Here is a 12,878-nt window from a genome sequence, read left to right as displayed (position 1 = left end):
TGTTAATTTTTGTAAAGGCCTATCTCGGCGAATTGTGCAAATTGTTCTCCATCCCAACTGGACTTAGCCAGGATTTTAAAATATCTGAATGTTAATGGCCCCTGGAAAGCGAAGGCTTGAATAGAACCCAGCTTAGGGATTTGTAAATTAGTAGCAAGACTAAAGTTGATGCCATCGATACTCGTTAAAATGTCTACGTTTTTAACCGCACGCCTGTCGCCGTTTAAGATGGTGAAGCCATCCAAAATTTTCTGAGCACCTATATCTACGGTAATAAAATGAGGGTAACTCGCTACCGGCGCAACAGACCACTGACTGTGCCATCCGGTAGACAGGTCATTATCGATCACACGTGTCGCCGCAGCAGCACTTTCCTGAGAACTGAAGGCCGCAATAGTCCAACCCGCTTTACTGATTTCCGCTTTCGTGCTGAAGTCTAAAACCGGCAAAGCATTCACAAACTGATAAGCATAGCTGTTCTCGCTAACGGTACCATTTTCATGTACCAATTTCAAGCGTAATTCATAAGGACTACCGTCTTTATATTTAAAATCGGCAATGGGCATCTCCACGTAGAAACTGTCTGTGCCAATTGCTTTGGACTCCCAGGTTACCGCATTATAATCCTTGTTTACTCCTACCCCTTCGTTGTTTACATTCGGATCATTGTAATAAACTACACTGTTTACCTTCGTATTACTGGTAAATCTACCAGAGAGTACAATTGCTGCTTTTGATGCAGAGTAATCTGCATGAATTTTGGTTACCCTTGCATTAACAGCGCCATAGTAAGCTTTACTATCACTATTGAAAATCTGGTTGACGTTTAGAATCGCGCAATCCGCAGCGGTCAGGAAAGTTTTCGATTTACCCAAAGTTCCGTTCCCGGCCCACATTAAAGCCATTCCAAGCGTGCTGTTCTCAGAAACTTTCTGACAATTGTGGGGAAGATTCAATCCATGGCCAAGCTCATGTACCAAACCACCAAACCACACGCTGAACCGGTTTCCTTCTATGTCAGACTTCCCAAGGTTCTTGATGTCCATTCCCTCATAATCTAAGGCAAAACACCATTTCCCTAAGCCATAAAAAGGACCACCACTGGGGGTGCCATCTGGCTTAAATTCATATCTCGGCAGGATGACCAAAGTATGCTCGCTTGTTTTCTCTGTGGGATTAGCGGTAAAGTAAGCGTTAATTTCCGCCTGAACATTTCCGGCACCACCAGAATAAGCATAACCGCTCTTAGGTTTTGTACCTCTGATCGTAATGATCTTTACGCGGTTAATGGCCAGATCGGCGAACATTCCAAAGGTCTTGTTCGGATAACCGTTGCGGAGCATTTCCTCCTTCATGTAATTTTGTGTCCATAACATGAGCTCACTTAAACGCCTCTCGTACGCAGGAAGCGTATCCAGGTCATTCGGAACAAAATAAATCAGGTTTAAATTACGGGATTGCGGACTCGTGTATACCGTATCTACCGGCAATTCTGAAGTACTTGTATCTGTTGCAACTTCAGATTTTTTACACGCAACAATACTGGTTGCCAGTACGAGGCAAAGGGCTAAGAATTTGGTTCTCATAAATTTGGTTTAGGGATGATTGTGGATGAATATATATTTACATATAGTTTAAATATAATAATTTATAACACTTTTTCGATTTTTAACACCTTTATGAAATTCCATGGGAATTCTTTCAAATTCTTTTTCCTTACAGGAGTAGCTTCTTTAACATTCAATAGCTTTTCCTTTCCTGTAATGTTTCCTTTAAACACGTTTCCAGTCCAGTTTAAAGCCGCATATTGCTTTGGAGATTTATTAAAAATCCCTTGTGCTAATCCCTGATAATTAAAAATATTATCTTCAAAAACCACGTTTTTAGGCACACCATGCTCGATGTCTACCAATTCCATTTTCACAGAATCCAGACCGCTGTTGTAAAAAACATTTCCGCTGATCACCGTATTTTCGGTTGCTAAAGCGAAATTGAACAGGCGCTTGCGTTTATTGCCATCATTGATGCTCAGGTTGTTTCTGATGATGCTATTGGTCGTGATCTTGCTTCTCGCACTGATCTCATCAGAAATCACCAGCATAAAGCCACCGTCATTGTCATGACTATAATTGTTCTGGATGATGGTATTGTTGCAATTTCCGTCGATATCAAATGATTGTCCGTCGTTAGACCAGTCAAGGTTTTTAGTATACGCTACCTCATTAAATTGAATCAGGGTATTGTCGCTGCTATGTGGCCAGATGCCCACTGCATTGTCTTTAGCGCGGTTTCTAATGCGAAACAATTTGTTATGCTCCACTAAAGAGCCATCAAAAGCTTTGATCACGATACCATCTCCGCCAATATCTTCCAGCGTACAACCGCGGATGATTAAATTCTTATTGGGAAACCAGTTGGTCCGAAATCCAAAAGTCCCGTTTCCACGAATCCCGTTGCGGTCTACTTTAACCACCTTACAGTTCTCAATCAGCAGGTTTTCAATATTACTTGGTTTAGGCCCCTGAGTATCCCAAAAAATCCCGTTTCCTTCATTACTTCCTTTTTTATTGTCTCCGTTAACATCATGTACATATAAATTATTAAGGCGGATATCAGTGATTGTACCGATGTTTTCAGATAGAATCCGAACTCCTGTAGGGCCAGTTTTCTGAACTTTAACGGTAGAATCCAGATTAGAAATATCCAGATTTTCCAGTGTGATGTAACTGATATTTTTCAGCAATACTGCATCTTTAAACTGACCATTAGCCGCAATTGCCGGTAAATCTCCCTTACCATAAGCAGTAATCACAACAGGCTTGCCTTTGCTTCCTGAGCCTTTTGGCAACAGCTGACCGTCCCATTTACCGCCTCTTTTGAAAAACACCTGATCCCCTGGTACCAGGGTCTGCGCATTGACTTTGGCCAGCGATTTCCAGGCTAGTTTCTGCGACTTACCATTATGGTCGTCATTTCCATTGTGGCTGTCCACATAATACTTACTCTTTCTGATCAATTCCTGAGCTTTCGCAACGGAGATTCCTCCAACACACAAAAACACCATCATCAAACTGCAAAACAGGGATTTACTTCTCATCTTCTACTGGATATAACAGATCAAATGATCTGTTTATTTATAATTAAATTTATTGCTGTTAAAATACTAAAAAGAGAGAGGGGCTGGCCCCTCTCTTCCAATTTATTCTACACATAAAAGCGAATTAAAATAACCTCCTTAAACTTACCAGCCGGGATTCTGGACAAGCTTAGGCGACTTCGCAATTTCCGACTCCGGAATTGGGAACAGATAAAATGCTACTCTGAAAAAATGTGGTTTCAGGTCGATCACTTCATAACTGAAATTATTTCCTGTTTTAGTGATTTTCATGCCTTTTAGCATCACATTATCGGTTACCTCAGCAATTTTCCATCTTCTCACATCCCAAAGGCGGTGTTCTTCCAATGCCAGTTCCACACGACGCTCATTCTGAATCACCAAACGCATATCCGCTTTGCTGATGTTAGATTTCAGGCCGTAATTGCCATCTGCACCTGCTAAAATACCTGCGCGTTTTCTGATCTGGATTAAAGTGCTGTACACCTCAGGAACTGCGCCCTGGTATTCATTTAAGGCTTCCGCATAGTTCAGCAGGATTTCTCCATACCTGATTAAAGGATAGGCACGTTCTGTATTTCCAGCACCATCTTCCATCATCATTTTTCTCCAGTAATAACCAGGAATAGTGATTGGTCCTGTAGCTATCGGCCCATCAGGAGTAGATCCCAGGAAGGTGTTTACCGCCACCATTGCATTGCTGCTACCCAGGAAAAATTTTGAACCATTATAAATGATACTGTTTCCAAAACGTGGATCACGTTTCACATAAGGATCATTTGGGTTATACCCTGAAGCAGGATCGGTAATTGGCAAGCCGTTTTCCATCCCAAAAGCGTCCACCAATTGTTGTGTTGGTGCGCTGGATTTACCAGAGCCTGTTCTGGAAGTTGGCAATAAATTGTTTTCATATTCACGGTTAGGCGCATTCATCCTGCCAAACAGATACTCTCTATTAAAACGTGTTAAAAACACCGAGTAAAAACCGTAGCCCATGCGGGTCACATTGTCTTCCTTTAAGGCATAAGTGCCCGTATTGATGATGTCTTTAGCGGCATCAGCAGCTTTCTTCCAACGCTCGGCATCTGCATTCGCATAACCTGTCATATTTTTCAGCGTTGCGTCTGTCGCAATCCCACCGCCATTAAACAGTGGACTGGCAGCATACAGCAGCATTCTCGACTTTAAGCCCATACAAGCGCCTTTGGTTACACGCCCATAATCCTCTTGTCGTTGCGTATCGTAATCCGGTAACTCTGCCGCAGCAGCGTCACATTCCTTTACGATATAGTCTACACAATCGCTGTAATTAGCGCGTGGCAGGTCAATATTATCTGAATTTCCAAAAGTTGCATCGCCAATCAAAGGCACACCACCATATACTTTGATCAGCTGAAAGTAATACCAGGCACGCAAAAATCGGGTTTCAGCTTTCAATCTTGTCTTTAAACCAGCACTTAGGGGGCTCTTTTCTACATTTAACAGGAACACATTTGCCCTGCGGATATTCTCCCATGGCGTTTTCCAGTTGTTAAGCACCTGCGCTTGCTTGGAAACATTGGTACTGGAGGCAGAAAGCGCTCCACTCGCCATTAGAATCGCATCATTCTGCGGTCCTGTGAAGCGCACTGGCACTGCTTCATCCGATAATACCGGATGGCCGCCGCCTTCCCACCTGTTGGCGTCAAAGTTAAATCCAACCTCAGTATAAAGTCTGGTTAAAAAAGCAATCGTGCGCACACTATCGGTAAAAGTAGTGGTCTCATTCAGGTCGCTGGCAATTTTTGCATCAAGGAAACCTCCCTTTTTACAAGCTCCTGCGGATAGCAGGACCACAGCCATCACCAGGTGTATAAATTTTATCTTCATGGTCTTGAGATTTTAATCGTTATAAGGAAAAAGTAACACCGAAATTATAGATGCGTTGATTTGGATAAGCGCTAATCGCACCTGTGGTATTGATTGAACCGGAAGTATTGGTTGATTCCGGATCTGCCTGATAAAACTTATCAACGTTAGTCCAGGTGAGCAGGTTATACCCATTCGTGTATACCCTGATACCTTTAAAGCCAATAGGTTTTACCCATGACATTGGCAGCTGGTAACCGATTTCCATTGATTTTAAACGCAGGTAATGCGCATCTACTAACCAGAAATCCGAAAGAGAAACGTTGGCACGGCTAATCGTACTGTTAGTACCCAACAATGGGAACTTCGCATTATTACCCAATTCCGGTGTCCATGACTGTAAGTGAATCGGCTGGAAATTAGCCGATAATGGCTCTATCGCTTCCGAAGCAAAATACATACTGTAATCATAAGCACCTTGAAGCAACATACTAAAACTGATGTTTTTATAGCTAAAACCTAAGGTCAGTCCCAGAACGGTACTTGGTAAATTCGGACTACCGATAGCGCGCTGATCCAGTGCATCAATGATCCCATCGCCATTAAGGTCTCTATATTTTAAATCACCTGGTTTAACCGGGGTAGTTGGAATCGCACTGTTGCTAATGTCGGCCGCACTTTGGTAATAACCATCAAATACATAACCGAATCCTTGTCCGATAGACTGTCCGGTTCTCGCTAACCAAGGGTAACGTGGATTCGCCTCATCTCTGAAAACAATCTTGTTTTTTGCATAGGAAAAAGTACCTCTGGCATAGTACTGCAGGTCTTTATAGTTGTTTTTGTAGTTGATCTCACCATCCCATCCTCTGTTGTTTACCTTACCTATATTCATTGGAGGCAGAGCAACACCCATGATTAGTGGAACACTGGCTCTGGCGGTTAAAATATCATACCTGTTATTGTTAAAATAATCAACGGTAAAAGACAGCTTTCCTTCGAACATAGAAACATCTAAACCGATATCAGTTTTGTTCTCCTTTTCCCAGGTGATGTTGTCATTTCCTAATGCACCTTCCTTAATCCCGGCATAACTATTATGTTGCTGACCGAAAGAATAAGAACCGTCATTGGTATAAATCTGATCATAAACGAACTTTGAGTCACCAATATTATCCGAGCCCACCAATCCATAAGAACCACGGATTTTGAACAGGTTAATAAAAGGAATACTTTTTTTGAAGAAAGACTCTTCGGCAATGTTCCAACCCGCTGATAAGGCAGGGAACCAGCCGTAACGTTTCTTACCTACAAATTTATCCGTTCCGTTATAGGCGGCATTGAACTCGAAAAGGTATTTCTGTTTATAATCATAACCGGTTCTCATAGTCATCCCTCTAAAATTTGCCGGAATGCTGGAATCAGTTACTCCATTGTCATTCTGGATATAACTGTTCTGGTTATACAATCCCAAAGCATAAACCCTATGGTCGCCAAAATTACGGTCATAGTTTAAAGAAACCTGAACATTCGTTGTTCTGGAAGCCCCACCTGCGGAACGCGATAAGTTATATGGGGCAAGGCGGTATACTGTGGCATCTTTTGGTGTATATACACCGGTTTCCTGATTGTAGTAATACATCGGAAAATTGGTGTTCGACCTGAACAATGATCTTCTGTTAACCTGTGCACTCGCATAAGAGATCAGGGCTTTTGCCGATAATCCAGAGGTCAGCATGTCCAGTTTCTGGGTACCACCAAAAGTGATATTCAAATCGTTATCAAATGCTCTGGTATAACCTTGTGTGGTTAGCCGGCCAACAATATTTACCCCTCCCAGATTTGAGCCGGTACCAAAACTTCCATCCGGATTATAAGGCGCATAGGCAAATGGCGGTAAAAAGTTGTAACTGTAAATCTCTCCGATCAGACCATTTCCATTCGGACTAATGGTAATCGGATCATTGGTTTCCCCAAAACGACCAGTCATATCTAACCTGAAATTTAAGGTTTTTGTGGCCTGTACATCCAGGTTGGAGCGGAAATTATAACGCTTATAATAATGTTTGCTGTTCACATCGCTTTTCGAGCTGAAATCTTTTAGCGCACCATTTTGCCACAGATAGCCCATAGACACGAAATACTTCACACTTTCGGTACCACCGGAAATATCCAGGTTATTCCTGGAAATCAAAGAGGAACGGTCCATCAGCGTATTGTACCAGTTGATGTCAGGGTGCCCGTAAGGATCGGTACCGTCTTTAAAAAGCTGGATATCTTTATCCGTAAAACGTAAGCTCTGGTCAGAGTTCTTTAAAGCCTGGTTGGTCAGTATTGCTGCATCATAAGCCCCTAAGAATACCGGGTCAAATGTTTTTTGCTGTAAGCCAAGTTCGGTTTTAAAATTGATGACCGGTGGCCCCACTATCCCTCTTCGGGTAGTGATCACCAATACGCCATTCGCCCCTTTTACCCCATAAATGGCTGTAGTAGCCGCATCTTTCAGGATAGAGATACTCTCAATTTCATTCTGATCCAGTTGCGCAACATCCGAATAACTGTACTCGATGTCATCCACAATAATCAATGGACGCTGATTGGGCGTATAACTGCTCATCCCACGAATGAAAAAATCTGCCCCGTCTTTTCCCGGTTGTCCGGATCTTTGCTGTGAAAAGAAACCCGGTAAACGACCAGCAAGCGTATTCTGCACACTGGCAGAAGGGTTTTGCCTGATCTCTGAACCGCTGATGGAACTGACCGCACCTGTATTGGTAATCTTCTTTTGTTTACCAAAACCAACCACAATTACTTCCTCTAATCCTTTCGCATCTACTACAAGGTTTACTGTTACCTGATCTTTATTGGCCACATTTACTTCCTGGCTGAGGTAGCCGATACTCTTCACCACAAGGGTATGGCCCTTACCTCTTAAAGTCAGCTGAAAACGACCGTCAGTCCCGGTTTGAGTGCCATTTCCGGCAACTCCTTTCTCTGTAATGGTTGCTCCCGGAAGCGGTCCGCCGCTATCCTTTACCAAGCCTTTAATCACCTTGCCTTGTGCAAAAATGAGCCCTGGCAGGAAAAAAACCATTGCAAGTGTTATATATATAATTCTTTGCATAACCTGAGTTTTGTCTATTTTAAATGAACCGGAAGGGCTTACCAACCCGGGTTTTGTGTTAAGTTTAAGTTCTTGGTGATCTCCGCATATGGAATCGGATAACTGTACATCTTTGCTTTATCGAAAGTCACCGTTGACGCTTCAAAAGGAGCGTAAGTAAATACCCCCGGCGTAGTTTGCAGGATCTTGATGCCATGCAATTTTCCATTTAACACCTGTTCTGCGATTTTCCACCTTCTGATGTCCCAGAAACGTTGCTCTTCAAAAGCCATTTCTACCCTTCTCTCGTTTCTGATCACTTCGCGTAACTGGTCTTTGGTAAGACCTGCTGGTAAAGCAAAAGGAACAAGGCCGGCACGTTGTCTGATGTCTTCCACTGCTTTTCTGATTTCCGTAGAAGGACCACTATATTCATTCTGCGCTTCTGCAAAGTTCAACAGGATTTCCGCATAACGGAAGATCACAGGGTTATGTGTCTGGTTGCTGTAAGTGGTTGCCGTAGAAAAATCGGCCATAAACTTGCGCATGTAATAACCGGTACGTGTTTGAGTAACAATACCTCCTGGTTTATCCATTCCACCCTCAAAAGTTTGTACCGCACGTTTCACCCACATCATGCCATTATGAAAAATGGTATTGTAAAAGCGTGGATCACGATTTACATAAGGATTGGCTGCGTTATAACCAGAACCTGCATCGGTAATTGCTTTTCCGTTTTTCATGCCAAAAGCATCCACCAGTTCCTGGGTCGGACTGGTTAATCCCTTACTTGCTACCGCATCCGTATAACCAATCGGAGCATTGTCTACTTCTACACTGGTACCTACATTCTTTTGAAAAGCAAGGATCACCTCTTTATTCTTACGGTTCAGAAACAGGTTCAGAAAACTACTTTCCAGACCAAGTGTCCCCGTTAAGTTCATCAGGTCTTTTGCGGCATTTGCTGCAGCAAGCCATTTTGCCGGATCATTACCCGGATTGTACAATGGGCTGGCCAGGTACAGTAGCAAACGTGATTTTAAAGCCAGTGCCGCTGCTTTTGAAGCCCTGCCAATATCTGAATCCTGGATTGGATTAGGTCTCAGCTGATCTTTAACGGCTTCTAATTCCGACAAGATGTACTGTGCCACCTCATCTCTGGTATTTCTTTTTAAGGAAAGATCATCCTGTAGGGTCAAAATTCTATCGCCCAATAAAGGCACACCACCGTAGCGTTTTAAAAGTTCAAAATAGAACATCGCTCTCAAAAAGCGATTTTCGGCATACCAGTAGTTCTTCTCTATCAACATAGATTGCTTGAAAGGAACCTTATAGATATTCGCCAGATAGGTATTTACCCTTCTGATACCGGCATAGTTCCTTGCCCAGGCATCATCAACCGTATTAAAACTACTGATTCTTCCATTGGTAAAAGATTCCACATTGCTCGCATTCCTCGATGAAATCGCATCATCACTGGCGGCATCTAAAACATCACTGGCAGAGATACTGCCAAAAGTGGTTCCTATGCGGTTAATGCCATTAGGCAATTGCACATAAGTGTCATTCAGAAAGTTTTTAGCATAATTACCCAGAGAATCCGTTGGATCAAAAATGACATCATCGGTCCATTTCTCCAATGGAGTTTGTTCAATATTATTTTTCTTACACGCGGTTAAACACAGTAATCCGCCGAATATGATGTATATAAAATGTTTCATAAGATTATAGTTTGATATTGATACCAGCATTTATCACTCTTAGCGCAGGATAGCCTGTACCGTAAACTTCCGGATCAATACCCTTGTTATCAGAAATGGTAAACAGGTTCATTCCATTGGCAAAAAATCTGATCGAAGCCAGTTTAATCCTTGCGGCCAATCTCTGTGGAATCGTATAACCTACCTCCATGTTTTTTAACCTCATGTAATTGCCGGAACGCAACCAGAAAGAAGAAGTCGCCTGATTGTTCGGGTTACTACCGATCGCAAGACGTGGATAAGTAGCCGTGCCGGCAGTTTCAGGAGTCCATCTGCCCAGGTGATGCTCAAATGCCTGTCCTTTTCCTTCATTTTGGAATTCCCATTGTGTAACACCCGATAAATAGATCATGCGGTTTTCTGCGCCTTGTAATAAAGCACTGAAATCAAAGCCTTTGTAATCAAAGCCAAAAGACAATCCGTAGTAAACAATCGGTTTATTGTTTTTTAAAGCCTCCTGATCGAACTGGTTGATGATGCCATCACCGTTCAGGTCTTTATATTTCAAATCACCGGGAACAGGAATATAACCTTCCGTTTTAGGACTATTGGCGATGTCTGTGGCATTCTGGTAAAAACCATCCGCCTGGTAACCAAAAGTCTGGTCTGTACGCTGTCCGGTACGTTTCATCCAGTCGTACTGACGAAACACCTCATCCTGATATTTAATGATTTTATTGTTTGCTGTGAAATTTCCCGAAACAAAGTAGTTGAAATTGTTCAGGTGATTGCGGTAGCTGGCCGTAAAATCCAGACCGCTATAATTGGTCGTTCCAATATTCTCCAAAGGAAAAGTGTTACCTATAATGGAACTGTTTTTACCCCTGATCTGCAACAAGTCAAAGTATTTATTGTGGTAGTATTCGGTCGTTAAGGTCAGCTTATCATTAAACAAGCCCAGGTCCAAACCCAGATTAAACTTATCCGCTTTCTCCCAGGTGATGTTCGCATTGGCTAAAGTCTGTTCACTTACAGAATACACGAAAGTACCGGAACCTCCGCCGAAATAATAACCGTCGCCATCCGCAAAATACTGGTTGTATACAAAGTATCCTGCATTCGCATTACCCGTACGACCATAAGAAGCACGAAGTTTCAGGGTATTTAACCATTTCACATGGTCAGCAATAAAGCTTTCTTTAGCAATATTCCATCCCAGACCTGCTACAGGAAAGAAGCCGAATCTTTTGTTATCCGCATAGCGATTTAAACCACTATAGCTCATCACTACCTCTGCAAGGTACTTTTCCTTATAGTCGTAAGCCACCGAACCAGCCAAAGTCTTGTAATTTAAAGGCAAATCGCTGGATATATAAATACTCTGAATATTCGCATTAGCCAAAGCTTTCACATGGTGATTGCCAAAGGTTCTGTCGTAGCCCGCAGAAAGTTCTGAATAGAAGTTTTTATATTGATAAGTGTTCAAACTGGTACCCGCCACAATTGTTCCGTCTGTACCAAAACGCTGGTATTTGATACCTGTTGGCGTATTTTGCCCCTGGTATACCGCAAATGATTTACCCCTGGAAGTCACCTCAGATAAATTGGTATTGAAAGATACCAGGCCTTTCAGCCATAACCCTTTGGTTACATCATCCAATGTCCGCTTAAAGGAAACATCCGCAGACATCTCTCTACCATAGCTTAAAGTGTATCCCGACTGTGTACTCTGTCCAAAAATATTGTTTGTAAAATCCTTGTTCCCTCCTAAAGATCCATCAGGATTTCTTAGCGGATAAGCACCATTTGGCGTAGTAGCCAATGAATTGAAAATACTGTTCACCCTCAGATTCACCTCGCGACCATTCAAAGAGCCTATACTGGCGGAACCCGGTGAATTTCCATTTTCAATACGTCCAAACAGGTTTAAATTCACCATCAGATTTTTTGACAAATCCACATCAATATTGGTACGCACGATATATCTTTTGAAATCCGAATTGGTGTTATAACTATTCTTATCGGACCCTTTTAACAAACCTTGCTGATCCAGATAATCCACCGCAAGGAAGTACCTGGCGTTATTTCCACCACCAGAAGTGTTTAGATTATAACGCGTAAATGGCGCATTGTCCTTTAAGATCTCTTTATACCAGTCTACATTAGGATGTCCCATCGGATCGGATCCTGTTCTAAAAGCTTCCAGATCGGCTGAGGTATATACCGGTGCTTTGCCATCGTTCAATAAGGCCTCATTATAAAGACTGGCATAATTAAAAGCATCTAATGGTTTAGGTAAGTTAACCGGAGTCTGTAAGCCGGTTTGTGCGGTAAAGGAGATCTTCTGTTTCCCTGCCTCGCCCTTTTTAGTGGTAATCAGAATGGCTCCACCTGCACTGCGCATGCCCAGCATTCCGGTGGCCAAAGCGTCTTTAAGCACAGTTACCGATTCTATTTCATCAAAATCAATAGAAATCAGGTCTCTTGGGATTCCGTTCACGATAATGGTTGGATCTTGTCCTCTCAGCGCGTATCCCGCAGCATCTAATCCGGGTATACCAGTAGATTGTAAGGTAGACAAGCCAGAAAGCCTTCCCGAAAGCGCATTGTTTAAAGCCGTTACCGGCGAACTCAACAGGTCTTTGGTATACACACTTTCGCTGGAAAGAATGCTGTTCACCTTTTTCTGGGTATCGTAAAGTCGTTGAACAACGGTCTGTTGTTTTTCAGATTCTGCCAATACCACATTCAATTTGCTGCCAGTTACCACAAGTTCCTGACTCAGGTATCCTTTTAAAGTGAAAATTGCAACTTCTCCTGAATCAATCAAAAGAGAATAATTACCATTCTTATCTGAGGATACCGCGATACCGGTCGTCTTATCCTTTATAGATACACCGTACAGGGGTTCTCCATAAATAGTAGTGATTTGTCCCTTGACCTGGCCAGGGATTTCAGCAACGTTCTTGCTTTCCTGACCACCCTTTTGGTTCTGGGCTGATAAAGAGAGCGGGAAAAACAAGAGTATCATCAGTCCCTTAAAAAGAGACTTCCCATACACTTGCATTCCCTGTACTTTTAAGTAAGGTTTCTTCATATTTGGTTTTTTGGT

The 12,878-nt window shown here is 42.5% G+C and carries 6 protein-coding genes; all 6 read right to left on the bottom strand.

Annotated elements, in window-relative coordinates:
• Positions 1–2: 2 nt before the first annotated feature.
• The gene (locus OQX61_RS06230; protein ID WP_265840791.1) at positions 3–1,586 is read right to left on the bottom strand and encodes a discoidin domain-containing protein; all 1,584 of its coding nucleotides are present in this window, start codon (positions 1,584–1,586) and stop codon (positions 3–5) included.
• Positions 1,587–1,648: 62 nt separating this feature from the next.
• Positions 1,649–3,097, bottom strand: a complete 1,449-nt coding sequence (locus tag OQX61_RS06225) for a right-handed parallel beta-helix repeat-containing protein (protein ID WP_265840790.1) — start codon at positions 3,095–3,097, stop codon at positions 1,649–1,651.
• A gap of 144 nt (positions 3,098–3,241) precedes the next feature.
• Entirely contained in the window at positions 3,242–4,984 is a 1,743-nt protein-coding gene (locus tag OQX61_RS06220) for a RagB/SusD family nutrient uptake outer membrane protein (RefSeq protein ID WP_265840789.1), read from the bottom strand.
• 19 nt (positions 4,985–5,003) lie between these two features.
• Entirely contained in the window at positions 5,004–8,087 is a 3,084-nt protein-coding gene (locus OQX61_RS06215; protein ID WP_265840788.1) for a TonB-dependent receptor, read from the bottom strand.
• Between the two features lie 38 nt (positions 8,088–8,125).
• Positions 8,126–9,787 (bottom strand): RagB/SusD family nutrient uptake outer membrane protein, encoded by a 1,662-nt coding sequence (locus OQX61_RS06210; protein WP_265840787.1) that lies wholly within the window; start codon positions 9,785–9,787, stop codon positions 8,126–8,128.
• A gap of 4 nt (positions 9,788–9,791) precedes the next feature.
• A complete protein-coding gene (locus tag OQX61_RS06205) occupies positions 9,792–12,863 on the bottom strand; it encodes a TonB-dependent receptor (protein WP_265840786.1) in 3,072 nt (1,023 codons plus the stop codon).
• Positions 12,864–12,878: the final 15 nt, after the last annotated feature.

This window comes from Pedobacter sp. PLR (genome assembly GCF_026239675.1).
In the GTDB taxonomy this organism is placed as follows: Bacteria; Bacteroidota; Bacteroidia; order Sphingobacteriales; family Sphingobacteriaceae; genus Pedobacter.
Note: the sequence above shows the minus strand (reverse complement) of the source record. Positions and strands in the feature narration are given on the sequence as shown.